Origin of the sequence: Croceicoccus gelatinilyticus (genome assembly GCF_018398395.1) — a bacterium.
Classification (GTDB): Bacteria; Pseudomonadota; Alphaproteobacteria; order Sphingomonadales; family Sphingomonadaceae; genus Croceicoccus; species Croceicoccus gelatinilyticus.
Map to the genome: position 1 here is coordinate 136,226 of NZ_JAHCBF010000007.1, position 14,957 is coordinate 151,182.

The 14,957-nt window shown below is 59.9% G+C and carries 12 protein-coding genes; 3 read left to right on the forward strand and 9 right to left on the reverse strand.

What is annotated here, in order from left to right:
- Nucleotides 1-4: 4 nt before the first annotated feature.
- The 8 genes from KIH45_RS15285 to KIH45_RS15320 all read right to left on the reverse strand — a co-directional run bounded on the left by KIH45_RS15285 (nt 5) and on the right by KIH45_RS15320 (nt 10,821).
- Complete coding sequence (locus KIH45_RS15285) at nt 5-307, reverse strand: copper-binding protein (protein WP_225899968.1); 303 nt, start codon at nt 305-307, stop codon at nt 5-7.
- A 59-nt stretch (nt 308-366) separates the two neighbouring features.
- Complete coding sequence (locus KIH45_RS15290) at nt 367-3,534, reverse strand: efflux RND transporter permease subunit (RefSeq protein WP_213176902.1); 3,168 nt, start codon at nt 3,532-3,534, stop codon at nt 367-369.
- A complete protein-coding gene (locus KIH45_RS15295) occupies nt 3,531-5,042 on the reverse strand; it encodes an efflux RND transporter periplasmic adaptor subunit (protein ID WP_213176903.1) in 1,512 nt (503 codons plus the stop codon). Before KIH45_RS15295 ends, KIH45_RS15290 begins: the two co-directional genes overlap by 4 nt.
- Entirely contained in the window at nt 5,039-6,274 is a 1,236-nt protein-coding gene (locus KIH45_RS15300) for a TolC family protein (protein WP_213176904.1), read from the reverse strand. The genes KIH45_RS15295 and KIH45_RS15300 overlap by 4 nt, the downstream gene beginning before the upstream one ends.
- A gap of 123 nt (nt 6,275-6,397) precedes the next feature.
- Nucleotides 6,398-6,808: a hypothetical protein gene (locus KIH45_RS15305; protein ID WP_213176905.1), complete on the reverse strand. Its 411-nt coding sequence runs from the start codon at nt 6,806-6,808 to the stop codon at nt 6,398-6,400.
- Between the two features lie 95 nt (nt 6,809-6,903).
- A complete protein-coding gene (locus KIH45_RS15310; protein ID WP_010412712.1) occupies nt 6,904-7,347 on the reverse strand; it encodes a CBS domain-containing protein in 444 nt (147 codons plus the stop codon).
- 430 nt (nt 7,348-7,777) lie between these two features.
- A complete protein-coding gene (locus KIH45_RS15315; protein ID WP_010412709.1) occupies nt 7,778-9,184 on the reverse strand; it encodes an aldehyde dehydrogenase family protein in 1,407 nt (468 codons plus the stop codon).
- The gene (locus KIH45_RS15320) at nt 9,181-10,821 is read right to left on the reverse strand and encodes an acetolactate synthase large subunit (RefSeq protein WP_011413840.1); all 1,641 of its coding nucleotides are present in this window, start codon (nt 10,819-10,821) and stop codon (nt 9,181-9,183) included. Before KIH45_RS15320 ends, KIH45_RS15315 begins: the two co-directional genes overlap by 4 nt.
- A gap of 425 nt (nt 10,822-11,246) precedes the next feature.
- Here KIH45_RS15320 and lspA point away from each other — a divergent pair, with 425 nt between their 5' ends.
- Nucleotides 11,247-11,813: a signal peptidase II gene (gene lspA, locus KIH45_RS15325; RefSeq protein WP_225899969.1), complete on the forward strand. Its 567-nt coding sequence runs from the start codon at nt 11,247-11,249 to the stop codon at nt 11,811-11,813.
- A 26-nt stretch (nt 11,814-11,839) separates the two neighbouring features.
- Here the strand turns inward: lspA and KIH45_RS15330 are convergent, their stop codons facing one another.
- Nucleotides 11,840-12,235: a MerR family transcriptional regulator gene (locus KIH45_RS15330; RefSeq protein ID WP_010412699.1), complete on the reverse strand. Its 396-nt coding sequence runs from the start codon at nt 12,233-12,235 to the stop codon at nt 11,840-11,842.
- 138 nt (nt 12,236-12,373) lie between these two features.
- Between KIH45_RS15330 and KIH45_RS15335 the strand changes: the two genes are divergently transcribed.
- Both KIH45_RS15335 and KIH45_RS15340 read left to right on the forward strand, forming a co-directional pair.
- Nucleotides 12,374-13,015, forward strand: coding sequence for a cation efflux transmembrane domain-containing protein (locus KIH45_RS15335; RefSeq protein WP_011413839.1), 642 nt, complete (start codon nt 12,374-12,376; stop codon nt 13,013-13,015).
- A complete protein-coding gene (locus tag KIH45_RS15340) occupies nt 13,012-14,943 on the forward strand; it encodes a cytochrome c/FTR1 family iron permease (protein WP_094063313.1) in 1,932 nt (643 codons plus the stop codon). The genes KIH45_RS15335 and KIH45_RS15340 overlap by 4 nt, the downstream gene beginning before the upstream one ends.
- Nucleotides 14,944-14,957: the final 14 nt, after the last annotated feature.

Genomic DNA, 14,957 nt, shown 5'->3' on the forward strand with positions numbered 1-14,957 from the left:
CGATTTACTCCTTCGTGATCGACGTGATCACACTGCCTTCAGAACCAGTACGAAATTCAAAGGCAATGCCCTCACCGACGCTTACTTCGCTGCGCAATTGCTCATCGGCTTCGAACGCCATCGTCATCGCCGGCCATTCGATCGCTGGGACCGGACCGTGGTCGACGGTTATCGTGCCCGCTTCGGCATCGATGGCGGTGATGGTGCCTTGCGCACTCGCGGTCTGCATTGCGCTGCCGGTGTCCGTCATTGGCATATCTTGGCCGTCCATCATCATTTCATTTTCAGCCATCGGCATGTCGTTCATCTCGGCAGTGTCCTGGCTAGAATCGCAGGCTGCCAGCGCCAGCGGCGCGGCCAATAGGGTTATGAGGGTTGTGTGACGCATTCTTCTTCTCCTTGGGGTTGGGTTGGCCGTTCCGGCCGGGGACGCCGCAGCAACAGATAGGCTGCGGGAAGCACGAACATGGACAGCAGCGGCGCGGTGATCATCCCGCCGATCATCGGCGCGGCGATGCGGCTCATCACTTCGGAGCCAGCCCCAGTGCCGATCAGGATCGGAAACAGGCCGGCGAGGATGACCGCGACGGTCATTGCCTTGGGCCGGACGCGCAGCAATGCCCCTTCACGGATGGCGGCTGAGACTTCCTCCGCATCCGAGTCCTTACCGCGCCGCTCCAGCGCAGCTTTCAGATAGATCAGCATGATGACGCCAAATTCGGCTGACACCCCGGCCAGCGCGATGAAGCCGACGGCGGTCGCGACCGACTGGTTGTATCCCATCAGGTAAAGCAGCCAGAAGCCGCCCGTCAGCGCGAACGGCAAGGTGCCCATGATGAGCAGCGCCTCGTCGAACCGGCGGAAGATCAGGTAAAGCAGCAGGAATATGATCGCGAGCGTAGCCGGAACGACGATCTGCAAGCGTTCGTAGGCCCGCGTGAGATATTCAAACTGCCCGGCATAGGACAGGCTGACGCCCGTCGGCAGATCGACCTCGGCCGCGATAACCTCCTGCAGATCGCCAACCACAGAAGTCAGATCACGCCCGCGCACATCGATATAGACATAGCTTGTGGGACGGCCCTGTTCGCTCTTGAGCATGGGCGGGCCGCTGGTCACACGCACCTGCGCAACGGTACCAAGCGTGATCTGCTGACCAGACGGGGTCAGCACCGGCAGATTGCGCAGCTCGTCGACACTGTCGCGGATCTCGCGCGGATAGCGAACATTGATCGGGTATCTTGCGAGGTCTTCAACTGTACGAGCGACATTGGCACCGCCAATTGCGCCGGAGACGATCTGCTGCACGTCGGCGATGTTGAGACCGTAGCGGGCCGCTTCCAACCGGTCGATATCGACATCGACATAGCGGCCTCCCGACAGCCTTTCAGCCAGCGCAGAGCTGACGCCGGGAATGTTCTTTGCCGCCTGTTCAATCTGAAGCGCGACGCGTTCCAGCTCGCCGAGATCCTCGCCCGAAACCTTGACCCCGATCGGGCTCTTGATGCCGGTTGCAAGCATGTCGATCCGGTTGCGGATCGGCGGCACCCATACATTGGCAAGGCCAGGCACCTGCACGGCGCGGTCCAGTTCCTCGACCAGCATGTCCGGTGTCATGCCCTCGCGCCACTCATCGCGTGGTTTGAAGCGGATGGTCGTCTCAAACATTGTGAGAGGGGCGGGATCGGTGGCGGTATCGGCGCGCCCGGCCTTGCCGAACACGGTTTCGACTTCCGGAACGGTCATGATGAGCCGGTCGGTGCGCTGTAGCAGCGCTGACGCCTCTCCGGGAGACAGTCCAGGAAGGGCGCTGGGCATGTAGAGCAGGTCGCCTTCATCGAGCGGCGGCAGGAATTCGCCGCCAAGACGCGAGAAGGGAACGAGCGTGGTCAGGAAGACCAGCCCGGCGATGGCCAAAGCGGTCTTCGGGCGGCGCATCACCCAGTCTAGCCCGGGTCGATACGCCCGGGTCAGCACGCGATTGACCGGGTTGCTGTCCTCTGCCGGAATCTTTCCGCGCACCAGCCACCCCATCAGCACCGGAACCAGAGTGATCGACAGGATCGCAGCAGCCGCCATGGCATAGGTCTTGGTAAAGGCGAGCGGCGCGAACAGCCGTCCCTCCTGCGCCTGCAAGGTGAAAACCGGCAGAAACGACAAGGTGATGATCAGCAGGCTGAAAAACAGCGCCGGGCCGACTTCCTTCGAGGCATCCGCGACGATCCGCCAGCGCTCCTGGACGGACAGAACCGTGTCAGGGTTCTCCTCGGCCCAGCGCTCCAGATGCTTGTGGGCGTTCTCGATCATCACCACCGCGGCATCGACCATCGCGCCGACCGCGATGGCGATCCCGCCAAGAGACATGATGTTCGCGTTTACGCCCTGAAAGCGCATCACGATGAAGGCCGCGATAACGCCGAGCGGAAGAGTGACGACCGCGACGAGTGCCGATCGCGCGTGCCACAGGAACAGCAGGCACACCAAGGCAACGACAATGAATTCCTCGATCAGCTTGGTGGTCAGGTTTTCGACCGAAGCATCGATCAATTGCGAACGGTCGTAGGTGGTGACGATCTCGACCCCTTCGGGCAGGCTTGCCTGCAATTGTTCGAGCTTCGCTTCGACCGCCGCAATTGCGCTGCGCGCATCGGCGCCCTGGCGCAGAATGACGATACCGCCGGCGACCTCGCCTTCGCCGTTGAGTTCCGCAATGCCGCGGCGCAGCTCCGGGCCGATCTGGATATTGGCCACATCGCCCAGCGTTACCGGAGTGCCGCCCGCTTCGGCGCGCAAGGGTATGCTGCGAAAATCCGCCAGCGTGCCGAGATAGCCCGAAGCACGGACCATATATTCGGCCTCGCCCATTTCGACGATAGAGCCGCCGGTCTCCTGATTGCCTGCCTGCACCGCTCGGACCACTTGCGCGTGCGTCACGCCCAGCGAAGCCATGCGATAGGGGTCGAGCACGATCTGGTACTGCTTGACCATGCCGCCCACGCTGGCGACTTCGGCAATGCCGGGAATGGTTTTCAGCTCGTAGCGCAGGAACCAGTCCTGCAGGCTCCTGAGCCCGGCCAGGTCGTGTCCGCCGCTGCGGTCGACCAGCGCATATTCGTAGATCCAGCCCACCCCGGTAGCATCAGGGCCAAGTGTGCTCTGAACCCCGTCGGGCAAGCGGTTCTGGACCTGGTTCAGATACTCCAGAACGCGAGAGCGCGCCCAGTAGAGGTCGGTCCCGTCCTCGAAGATGACATAGACGTAGCTGTCGCCGAAAAAGGAATAGCCGCGCACGGTCTTGGCGCCGGGGACCGACAGCATGGTGGTCGCCATCGGATAGGTCACCTGGTCCTCGACGATACGGGGTGCCTGACCTGGATAGTTCGAGCGGATCACCACCTGTACATCGGAAAGGTCCGGCAGGGCATCGACGGGCGTTGTCCGTACCGCCCAGAAACCGGCCAGCGCCAACCCTATCGCTGCCAGCACCACGAAAAAGCGATTGGCGATCGAGCTATCAATAATGCGCGCGATCATTGCCCGGTTTTCCGGATCGAGACGATGCGCGGCCCGGAAGTGGCTTGCACAAATGTGAAGGAGACCCGGTCGCCGCGCGCGAAACCGCGCAGCTGTTCCGGTCCTTCGCTGGCAAAGGGCATGGTCATCGCCGGCCATTCGAGCGCAGGCACCGGACCGTGGCGCAAGGTCACGCTGTTGGCGTTTATGCGCTCGATCGTCCCGGTCGCGCGATAAGTCTGCGGTTCATCTGCATCGTCCGACCCTCGGTCTTCGCTCGCACCGGATGGTGCCTGATCGACGGGACGCACGTCGATGCCCGCAAGGCTGGCTTCGGAATCGAGCAGGAACTGACCCGAGGTGACCACTCTTTCTCCTGCAGCGAGCCCGGCAAGAACTTCGGTCCGCCCGTTCGCTTCGCGGCCGATACGGATTTCCGCAGGGCGATAGCCGCCGCCTTCCTGCGCAATCATCACCAGGGTCCGCTCCCCGGTGCGAATGACAGCTTCCGAAGGGACCAGCAGCGCTTCGCGCCGTTCAGGCGCGAGCATCACTTGGGCAAACATGCCCGGCTTGAGCCGCAGGCCCGGATTGGGCATCGCTGCCCGCACGGTGATCGTGCGGCTCGCGTCCTGCGCGCTCGGCAGAATGGCGATGATGCGTCCGGCAAACCGTTCGCCGGGAAAGGCAGTGAGCGTAGCGCTCACCGGCTGCCCGATACGCGCACTGCCCGCCAAGGCCTCGGGTACCGCCGCCTCGAGCCAGATCGGACTGTACCCGCTGATCTCGGCCAGCGATTGGCCCGCCGCCACGGTCATGCCCGGCCTCACGCCGAGCGACGTGATCGCGCCTGATTGCGGTGCGGTGACGGTGATGACCGTTTGCGGTCTTCCGCTTCGGGCAACCGAGGCGATCATCGAATCCGGCATGCCAAGCAGCCCCAGGCGCTCGCGGGCGGCGCGGGTCAACGCTTCGTCGCCGGTGGCGGCAACAGCAAGATACTCGTTTTGAGCGCCGCCCCATTCGGGCACCAGAATGTCGACGATCGGAGCGCCCCTGGCGATGACATCCTGCGGTGCATGACCGTAGGTCCGCTGAACATAGCCGCCGGCACGCGGCTGAACGATCGCCATCTCGCTGCCGTTATATGCGAGTGTCCCTGTGACACTGGTTTCGGGCTCAAGCACGCCATATTCCGCTTCAGCAGTCCGGATCCCGAAATTCTGGACGAGCGTCGAATCGATGCTCACACCCCCGGCGCCTTGCGCGTCGCCGCCCGCGCATTTGGGCACCAGCTGCATGTCCATGAAAGGAGATTTGCCCGGCTCGTCGAAGCGCTGGTCAGGGACCATCGGATCGTACCAGTAAAGCACATCCTCGCAGCTAGTATCCGCCGCTGCATCACCGTCGCCGCTCTCGCCGCCAAGTATGGACAGACCGTAGCCCGCCGCCAAGCTGACAAGGGCGATGCCAAGTCCAGCCGCATACATGCGCTGGCGCGGCGTGAATCGTTCGAGCGCGGAGTTCATGGCCTGCCTTCCCCGTAAGTAAGTCGCAGCCTCACCGCCGCCTCGACAGCCGCCTGTTCGCGGTCGAGTATCTCCAGTTCGAGCAGTGCGAGCGCGGATTTCGCTGCAATCACATCGACAAGATCAGCCCGCCCTGCAGCAAAACTGGCTGTCTCGAGGTCGGCGCGGTCGCGCGCCAGCGGGAGAAGCTCATCACGCGCGCGTCCCCATTGCCGCACTGTGCTGCGCCAGGTTGCCAGATCAGCTTCGAAACCGGCAACCAGCGCGCGCCGACGATCTTCGCGCTCGGCCAATGCGGCAGCAGCTTCCGATTCGGCTGCGGCAATACGCGGATTCTGCCGCCGGTCGGTGAAGATCGGCAGTGTGATCGATCCCATGACCGACATCGCATCACCGAAATCAGGATTGCGACGACCATAGGTGACGCTCACGCCGAAATCGGGTCGTTTCTCGGAGCGCGCGAGCACGACACCGGCTTGCGCCCGGCCTTGTTCGGCATCGGCCAGCAGGAGTTCGGGATTGCTGTCGAGCTCTAACCGAAGTTGGTCTTCGTCAAGGGCAGCCGATGGCGCGGTACCCAGGGCAACCGGGTCTGCGAGTGGTATATATCGGGAAATCTGCGCTTGCGCTGTCTCGCGCTCGGCTTCGATGGCGGTAATCGCATCTTCAATTCCGAGCAGCTCGCGCCGGATGGCCAGACTCTCCGCCGGGCGGGCCGATCCCGAAGCGACAGCACTGTTGGCAACCGGAACGAATGCTCTCAGTTCGTCGAGCGCGCCTTGGGCAAGATCAAGCCGTGCTTGCGCATAATGGAGCCGGACCCAGGCTGTTCCAGCATCGGCGAGCAGAGTGCGCTCGGCCATGCCAAGGCGTGCCTCGGCGAGCCGCACTTCCGAACTGGCAACGCCGAACCTCGCCCGTCGACGGGCGAGATTTGGGATTTCCTGCTCGATACCGATTGCGATCTGCGTGGGGAGTTGCCGGTCTGGGTCGAACGCGGCAGGTCCGGTCACAGGAAGGTTCATGATACCTGCGCGTACGCGCGGATCGGGAAGCTCATCCGCCGCTTCCGCTGCCTCGCGCCGCGATTGTACACGCAGCGCGCCAGCTTCCAGAACGGGTTGTTCGCCTCGTGCTACCGCCAGTATTTCCTCGTATCCGACAGACTGTGCTTGGGCAGTCTGCGCGGCGAGCAGGGCCGAAAACGGCACCCAGCCAATGCGCCAATCCATAATTCTTACTCTTTCAAAGCGAGCTGACCGGGAAGGGCCACGGCGCACGCGGGCGAGCAACCGGGCGCTGGGCCTGTTTATCCGTCAAGCTCGCAAGCGGTGCGATGCACCGCCTAGGAAATGCTAGATGGTGAGTTGGCGTTGTGGAGGTGGCGATTCCGGCGGTAGGGGCTGGCTCTCGAGCCTGCTGGCACTCGCGGAAAGGTACTCAGGCGCAACAAAAAGCGGTTCTGTATGCGCCAGTCCCGAGCCGGTAAGCGCCAGGGGCGGAAGACAATTCATCGCAACGAGACAATCGAGTGTCATCTCGCAGCAAGGCCCGTGCTGATCGGCATTGTCCTTATCGGCCATCACCTGCTCGGGCATTGTGTGATTGGGCATGCCTTGCACCATTTCAGCGCAATCAGCCGACCCGGCCACTTCAATCTGCGGAACAGCTGCCTGTGCTGCGACCTGCACAAACAGGCCGAAGCTGAAGCAGATCAAAGTAAGAGCACGAATATACGTCACCGGTTTGGGATAGTCCGAACGCATACGACGTGCAAGTCGGTTATCAGGCTGAAGACAAAGGCCAGATTTATGTTTTCGCTTCAGCAAACCCGAAGCCCAAACCTATTGCCCAAATTTGCCTAACAGCAACCTGACTTTGACGCTTCCTCGGTGGGTTCCGATACCTCACGCACCAGATCGCCGGTCTCTTTTTCGTTCGCATGCCGAGCAATGTCGGCTTGTGAAACGATGCCGCAACATTTGCCACTCTCGTCCACAACAGGAAGCCGCCGAACTTTGTTGTCCTCCATTTTGCTGCGACAATCATCGACACTCGTGTCGGGTGTCACAGTAATCGGAGAGCTTGTCATCACGTCTTCTACCGACGTGTCAGAAGACTTGCCGTCTGCAACGCAGCGACAAGCAATGTCACGATCGGTAATCACACCGACAAGTGTGCCGGAATCATCTACAACCGGAATTTCGCCGCAGTCGTTTTTCACCATGAGATTAGCGGCCTCCCGTACACTGGTCGAAGGATTGCAGCATGCAGGATTCGAGGTCATCACATTCTTGGCTTCCATGATATGTCTCCAATTTCTATTAAATACCTGAATATTTGCGTACCATTGCAACGGCGAGGCGCCGGATAATGTTCCTCTCGCATTTCCGGATGAAATCGATATGGACGAACGGGCACGGTCATGCCGAACGAAAGCTGTAGAATGGCATTCGCCACCTCATGGAAGGCGCTAGCATCTGAATAGGCCTTACCCAGAAGCCCAGGAATACAGAAGTATGGGTCCGCCGAGAGGCGTGAGGCACAGGCACCGGCCCGCTTCATTGCTCTTCACAGTCTCCGCTGCGATAGCCGCCCTAATGCAAATGTCTGCCCGCTTTATGAAGAATTCGCGGCCATCTCTCGTCTCAGTCTTCATGATGTTGAAGATCGGGTAGCAGCGATAAGTCACTGCTCTTTCAATAGACCGTGTGCGGGACAATCATCGAACGCTCCTATCGATCTGATCGAAAACCACCCTCTGGCCAATTCCAGACGGCCATTTTTTCAAAGCTCATATCCGCCATCGTGTAGGCGATCCCGCCGACACCAAGGCCGGAGCGGCGCAGGCCTGCAAAGGGCATCCAGTCCACGCGGAATGCCGTATGGTCGTTCACCATCACAGCCGATCCAGCCAGAGAGCCGATGCTATGATTGGCGATTGACAGCCGATCGGTGAATACAGCGGCCTGAAAGGCGTAAGGCAGGGCATTGGCCTGCTCGATAGCCAGGTCGATATCGTCATAGCCATACACGCAGATCACGGGGCCGAAGATTTCTTGCCGGGACACATTGGCACTTTCGGGAGGATCGAGAATGACGGTCGGAGAGAAAAGAGTGTCACTCAGACGGCTTCCCCCGCACACCAGGGTGCCGCCTGCTGCGATGGCATCATCGACCCAGCGTTCGACGCGGTCGACTTCCTCCGTCCGGATCAAGGGGCCGCATTGGGTTTCAGCAACGGCGGGATCGCCCACGACGAGCTTTTCGGCAGCTCGCCCTAGGTCATTGGCGAAGTCTTTCAATTCTGCAGCAGGGACGAATACGCGCTGTACGGAAACGCAGACCTGACCCGAATGATAGAACCCGCCTTTGAGCAACGAGGCGATCACTGCTGCGCGCTCCACGCCGCTGTCCACGATTACCGGCGCCGCACCGCCGTGCTCGAGAGCAATGCGGGTTCCCGGCGCCAGCTTCGAGCGAAGCATCCAGCCGATTTTCGCAGAACCGATGAATGAGAAGAACGCCGTGCGCGAATCGGTTACCATTCTTTCGGCGATGTCGTTGCCGCAAGGTGCGAACCGGCACCAGGCCTCAGGCAGGCCGGCTTCATGGAGAATGCTCACGAAGCTCTGGCATGACAGAGGTGTTTCCAGCGCAGGCTTGATAAGAACGGGGCACCCGGCTGCTACCGCCGGTCCAACCTGATGGACGATCAGGTTGAGGGGGTGATTGAATGCCGAGATCGCCACGACAGGACCGATCGGCTCGCGGAATGTATACGCCGTCCTACCCGCACCCGCTTCTGTCAGGTCCATGGGGATCTCGTGGCCCCCGCCATCGCTCAGCGCCTGAACGCACAAGTCGACGCTATTGATCGCGCGACCGGCTTCCACCCGCGCATCGACCAGGGGCTTGCCGCCCTCCCTGACGATCTGGAGAGCCAGTTCTTCGGCTCGTTCGCGCATGATATCCGCCGTTCGCCGGAGGATGGCGATACGCTCATGCACAGCAAGCCAGCAACTGCGTTCGCGGTGGAGCAACTGCGCTTCATTCAGCCATTCATCGATTTGAGCCCAGTCGACAAGCGCCACTTCTGCAATCGGCGAGCGGTCGAAGGGATTGTGAACGATCGTTTTCATAGCTCGCACACCTTCGCGCCGAGTTCGTCGATCAGCACTTTCTTGTTTTCGGAATAGTCGACGGGCAGGTCGACAAGGTGCACGCCGCCAGCCTCGAATGCGGCGTTCAGGACCGAAACCAGATCCGCGCTTCGCTCGACACGGTGGCCGGTCGCTCCATAGCTCTTGGCATAAGTGACAAAGTCGGGATTGGAAAAGGTCAGGCCGTAGTCCGGAAAGCCGAGCTGGCCCTGCTTCCACCGGATCATGCCGTATGCCGCGTCGTTCAGGATGAGCACGACGAGGTTCAGGCCAAGCCTGACGGCCGTTTCCAGTTCCTGCGAGTTCATCATGAACCCGCCATCGCCGCACACCGCGAGAACCCTGCGCCCGGGCGTGAGAATCGCCGCCATCATGGCGGATGGAAGGCCCGCGCCCATCGTCGCCAATGCATTGTCGAGCAGAATGGTGCCAGGCTCATGAGCGATGTAGTTTCTAGCGAACCAGATCTTGTAGATGCCGTTGTCGAGCGCGACGATATCATCGCGTGCCATTACGCTGCGAACGTCGGCAACGACGCGTTGGGGAACCATTGGAAAACGGTCGTCGTCGCTGGTTTCGGAAATGTGCGAAGCAATCTCGTGATGCAGGGCGGTGTAGTAGCTGCGATCACACTGCAAGTTGCCATCCAAACGGTTTCCCAGCCGCTCGACCGAACCGGCAATGTCACCGATGACTTCCAGCTGCGGGAAATAGACCTGATCGACTTCGGCCGCCTTGTAATTGATATGAATGACAGTCTGACCGTCCGGCTCCATGAAGAATGGCGGCTTCTCCACCACGTCGTGACCGATATTGACGATCAGATCGGCCTTCTCGATCGCGCAGTGAACATAATCGTCCGAAGATAGGGCCGCGGTGCCCAGATAGAGTTCGCTATCTTCGTCGACCACGCCCTTGCCCATCTGGGTGTCGAAAAAGGGAAAACCGGTATCGGACACGAATTTCCGCAGCGCCTTCGAAGCGCGGCGGCGGTTTGCTCCGGCTCCGATTAGCAGCAGTGGCCGCTCAGCCGCGATGATCCGCTCGGCCGCTTCGTCGAGCGCCGCATCTCCGGCGACCGCATAACGCCTTTGATGCGGCGGTATGACCGGTTCGATCGTTTCCTCTTCAGCAATATCTTCCGGAAGCTCGAGCAGCACAGCGCCCGGTCTTTCTTCCTGAGCAAGTCGGAAACCTTCGCGAACGAGCGAGGGGATGCGATTGCCGTTCACGATCTGGGTCGAAGCCTTGCATAGCGGAGTAAACAGCGAAACAACGTCGACAATTTGGAACTGCGCCTGTTTCGATGTCTTTATCGGTTTCTGCCCGGTGATGATGATGAGCGGAAAGGCCCCGAGCGCGGCATAGGCCGCCGGAGTTGTCAGGTTCGTCGCACCAGGCCCGAGAGTTGCGAGGCAAACCCCCGCCTTGCCGGTCAGACGGCCATAGGTCGCCGCCATAAAGCCCGCACCTTGCTCATGGCGCGTCAATACCAATTCGATTGAGGACGTGCGCAGGGATTCCAGCAGGTCGAGGTTTTCTTCGCCGGGAACGGCAAAGATGTATTCCACCTTTTCAGCCTCTAATGCAGCGATAAACAAGTCAGAGGCTTTCATTTTCGATATTCCCTTTTCAGAAGCATGAATGCCCTACGGCAATGCTTTCTCACTACAACCGCAAAGAGAGTCACAGACGCAAGGAGCCTCGCCTCATTCGCACCATGCCGTTCAGCGAATGTTCTGAAATGCGCGTAGCCGCAAAAAGTATCCTAAAAACATGACCTTTGGATTTGGCAAGAAGGTAGGGACTCCGTTTCTTGACATTCCCACCGCCGCAGTATGAGTCCGCGATCCACCTCGTGTGCCCCCACGCGAAACCGGTGCAATTTGCGACATCGGCGAAAATGTTTTGCTTGCCCATCAAGGCATGGCGGAGACAGATATTTTCCCGCGCTGGGATCACGTGCCGATGACATTCGGATGCCTGAATGGCTGGGCCAGTGATCGGCGGGACAGTTGACCTCTCTGCATTGACATGATCGATGAGTACCGGGCCCAGACCTGATTTCTATCGTCCAGAGAATCAGAGATATCTGCCGATCATCCAAGGAACCAATATGTACCGAAGTCTTGGTCTTTCGATCGCCGTCGCAGTCTTCGCGAGCGATCTCATTTCAAAATGGCTTATTGTGAATGTGGTCATGGACCCTGCCCGCGTGATAGATGTTTTTCCATTCTTCAATCTGGTGCTCGGATATAATCGCGGTGTTACATTCGGCCTCCTGAGTTCCGGCAATCCAATCGCGCCCTATTTGCTGTCCGGGTTCGCGCTTCTTGTCGTGGGCGTTCTGGCCAGATGGCTCTGGCGCAGTACCGTACGCCTCGAATCCGCCGCGATAGGTTCGATCATTGGCGGTGCATTGGGTAACGTTGCCGACCGACTGGCGGACGGAGCGGTCACCGATTTTCTCGACTTCTATGTCGGCGGCTATCACTGGCCGGCGTTCAATCTCGCGGATGTCGGAATAGTCCTTGGAGTGGCATTGTTTCTCGTTACCTGGTGGTCCGGAGAAACGCAGCGCGACGATGGCACCGCGCCGAAAGTGTAGATTCTGCGCTTTTGCCAAGGCAATCTTCAGGCGGATTTTCTAGCAAGCCCGCCGATGATGCCGCAGTCGGTGGCAGTGCCCCCATCGCAGGCCCGTGCCAGGCCGATCAGTTCCTGTCTCATCGCCTGCAGCTGTTCGATCTGCTCTTCCACCCGGCGCAAATGATTTCGTGCCAAAGTCGCAGCGTCCTTGCAATCCCGGTTTGGTGCGTCCGACACTTCGAGCAGCGAGCGAACTTCGGACACCGAAAAGCCCAAACCCCGAGCCCGCCGGATGAATGCGAGCCGTTCGACATCGGCGTCTGCGTAAATCCTTCGTCCCGACTGGGAGCGCGGAGCGGGCTTCAGAAGACCGATCTCTTCATAATAGCGAACGGTGTTGACTTTGGTCCCGGTCGCGCGGGCAATTTTTCCTATCTGCATTCTTTAATCCTCGATGATGGCCATCGCAGGGTGTGTGTCTCCGCGACGCAATCGCACATCGGCCGTCAGACTTTCTGCGAAAGGTGCGCAGAAAGTCCTTGATCCTCCAGTAACTGGAGATTGTAAAGCTCAAAAATCATGAGTTTAGATGATTCGGAAGACTGTGGTTGCACCGGCGACCCCGAGAGGGCGGTTGACGATCCGCAATACCGCCGCGCGCTTTGGATCGTGATTATCCTCAATGTCGGTTTCGGCATGATCGAGCTGGCCGCCGGGTTTTTAGCCGCGAGCCAGGCGCTCAAAGCCGACGCGCTGGATTTCCTTGGCGATGGCTCGATCACCTTCATCGGACTGCTTGCGCTCGGATGGACGGCATCGACGCGTGCTCGGGTGGCGCTCGCGCAAGGTTTGTTTCTGGCGGCGCTTGGTGTGAGTGTGATCGGCGCGGCGATCTGGCGCATGTTCGATATGGTGCAGCCGGAAGCCGGCATCATGGGCTGGGTGGGTTTTGTCGCCCTGCTTATCAACCTTGCCGCCGTTTTTGTGCTCGCTCGCTTTCGCAAAGGAGGCGATGCTCAAGCGCGCGCGATATGGCTATTTTCACGCAACGATGCCCTGGCCAATGTCGCGGTCATCGTCGCAGCCGGTTTGGTTTATTGGTTGGGAAGCGCATGGCCTGATATCATCGTGGCCGCTGCGATTGCGTTTTTGTTCCTCCATTCGGCTCTCGAAATTATCCGCCATGCGCGCAGCGATATGAAAACGCAGCAGATTGCATGATGAAATATTTGGCGCGCCTGTCCGGCATTTGCCTGGCCCTTCTGTTGTCGTTCGGCAGCGCGCAAGCGTTGGCGGCAGAACCCAACACGATCTGGCGCCTGCTCGATTACATGGCGGTAGATTATGCAGCTGCCGTCGAGGACGGCGAAGTCGTCAACGAAGTCGAATATGAGGAAATGGTCGAATTCGCCGGTACGGTACGATCGGGTATTGCGGAATTGCCTGAACGCCCCGGTCGCGTTCGGCTAGAGGCAAACGCGAAGCAACTTGAAGCCGATATCCTCTCGATGGCCCCCGTTGATCAAGTTGCCACGGCAGCCAGAAAGCTCGCTGCGGATCTCCTAGCCATCTATCCGATCACGCTCTCGCCTTCGAGGGCGCCCGATCTTGAGCGCGGAAGACTGCTGTACCAGGAGACTTGTGCCAGTTGCCACGGGGTGTCAGGAAACGGTCGCGGGCCGGCGTCTGCGGGCCTTGATCCACCGCCGATCGCATTTACCGACGTCGATCGCGCGCGTCAGCGCAGCATTATGGGTCTCTATCAGGTTATCGACCAAGGGATCGATGGCACCGCCATGCCCGGTTTCTCGCAGCTCTCCTCCGACGATCGTTGGGCCCTGGCCTTCTATTCGGGATCCGTCGCCTTTGAGGCGGTCGACGAAGGGGCGCGTCTATGGAAGTCAGATTCCGAACTACGCAAACGCTTTCCCGATCTTGCCGCTCTCACGAAGATCACGCCGGACGAACTGGCAGGAGAGATCGGGCAAGTGCGCGCGGACGCGCTCATGGCCTATCTTCGGGCCAACCCGTCGGCGATCGCCGATGCAGCGGGGCCTCTTGGCATCACACGTACCCGGCTCGCAGAAGCTGAACGCGCCCACGCGAACGGGAATATTTCCCGGGCCAAGGAGCTCGCACTGTCGGCATATTTGGACGGGTTCGAACCCGTCGAACCGATATTGGCGACACGCAATCCGGATCTTCTGGTGCGTATCGAGAGCGGGATGATGGACTTGCGTGCAGCCATCGACGCAGATCTGCCGACCTCTGCGATAAGCGAACGGATCCGGGCCATCGAGGGTTTGCTCGTACAGGCTGAAAATGTCCTTGCGCCGGAATCTGCGACGGGCTGGTCAACCTTCGTGGCATCTTTCGCGATCCTCCTCCGCGAGGGTCTGGAGGCATTGCTGATCGTGATCGCCATGATCGCTTTCGTGAGGAAGGCGGGACAGGATCGGGCATTGCGATTTGTTCATGGCGGGTGGACCGGTGCGCTGGTGGCAGGCGCGCTTACTTGGCTTGCGGCGACCTATCTTCTCGACATCAGCGGTGCCGGCCGGGAATCGATCGAGGCATTCGGTTCGCTGATTGCAGCGCTGGTCCTTCTGTCGGTTGGCGTCTGGATGCACGGAAAATCACAGGCAGACAATTGGCAGCGCTATATCCGCGACAAGCTTGGCAAGGCGCTTTCGCGCGGATCGCTCTGGTTCCTGTTCGGGATCGTATTCCTTGTCGTCTATAGAGAGGTCTTCGAAACCATCCTCTTTTACGCTGCGCTGTCCGCTCAGGGAAGTACGGGCTATCTGCTGGCGGGCGCTGCCACGGCCGGTTTGCTCCTTGTCGTCATCGCCTGGCTGCTGCTGCGCTACAGCCGGACGCTGCCGATCGGAAAGTTCTTTGCCTACAGTTCGGTGCTCATCGCCCTGCTTGCGATTGTCCTGATTGGCAAAGGGATCGCGGGCTTGCAGGAAGCGGGTGTGATCGGAATTGCGCCGATAGCCGGCGGTCCGCGACTAAGTATGCTTGGAGTTTATCCGACGTTCCAAGTGATTGGCGCTCAACTTGCAATGGCATCCGTACTTTTACTTGGTTTCTGGATTAATCACACCCGAGCATCAAACAATGACCGGTCACGCGATGCAGTGTGATATTATATCTTTCT

Bases quoted from the DNA above. Each gene is read 5' to 3' on its own strand.
- KIH45_RS15285 (WP_225899968.1), bottom strand. From the start codon at position 307: ATGAACGACATGCCGATGGCTGAAAATGAAATGATGATGGACGGCCAA.
- KIH45_RS15290 (WP_213176902.1), bottom strand. From the start codon at position 3,534: ATGATCGCGCGCATTATTGATAGCTCGATCGCCAATCGCTTTTTCGTG.
- KIH45_RS15295 (WP_213176903.1), bottom strand. From the start codon at position 5,042: ATGAACTCCGCGCTCGAACGATTCACGCCGCGCCAGCGCATGTATGCG.
- KIH45_RS15300 (WP_213176904.1), bottom strand. From the start codon at position 6,274: ATGGATTGGCGCATTGGCTGGGTGCCGTTTTCGGCCCTGCTCGCCGCG.
- KIH45_RS15305 (WP_213176905.1), bottom strand. From the start codon at position 6,808: ATGCGTTCGGACTATCCCAAACCGGTGACGTATATTCGTGCTCTTACT.
- KIH45_RS15310 (WP_010412712.1), bottom strand. From the start codon at position 7,347: ATGGAAGCCAAGAATGTGATGACCTCGAATCCTGCATGCTGCAATCCT.
- KIH45_RS15315 (WP_010412709.1), bottom strand. From the start codon at position 9,184: ATGAAAACGATCGTTCACAATCCCTTCGACCGCTCGCCGATTGCAGAA.
- KIH45_RS15320 (WP_011413840.1), bottom strand. From the start codon at position 10,821: ATGAAAGCCTCTGACTTGTTTATCGCTGCATTAGAGGCTGAAAAGGTG.
- lspA (WP_225899969.1), top strand. From the start codon at position 11,247: ATGAGTACCGGGCCCAGACCTGATTTCTATCGTCCAGAGAATCAGAGA.
- KIH45_RS15330 (WP_010412699.1), bottom strand. From the start codon at position 12,235: ATGCAGATAGGAAAAATTGCCCGCGCGACCGGGACCAAAGTCAACACC.
- KIH45_RS15335 (WP_011413839.1), top strand. From the start codon at position 12,374: ATGAGTTTAGATGATTCGGAAGACTGTGGTTGCACCGGCGACCCCGAG.
- KIH45_RS15340 (WP_094063313.1), top strand. From the start codon at position 13,012: ATGATGAAATATTTGGCGCGCCTGTCCGGCATTTGCCTGGCCCTTCTG.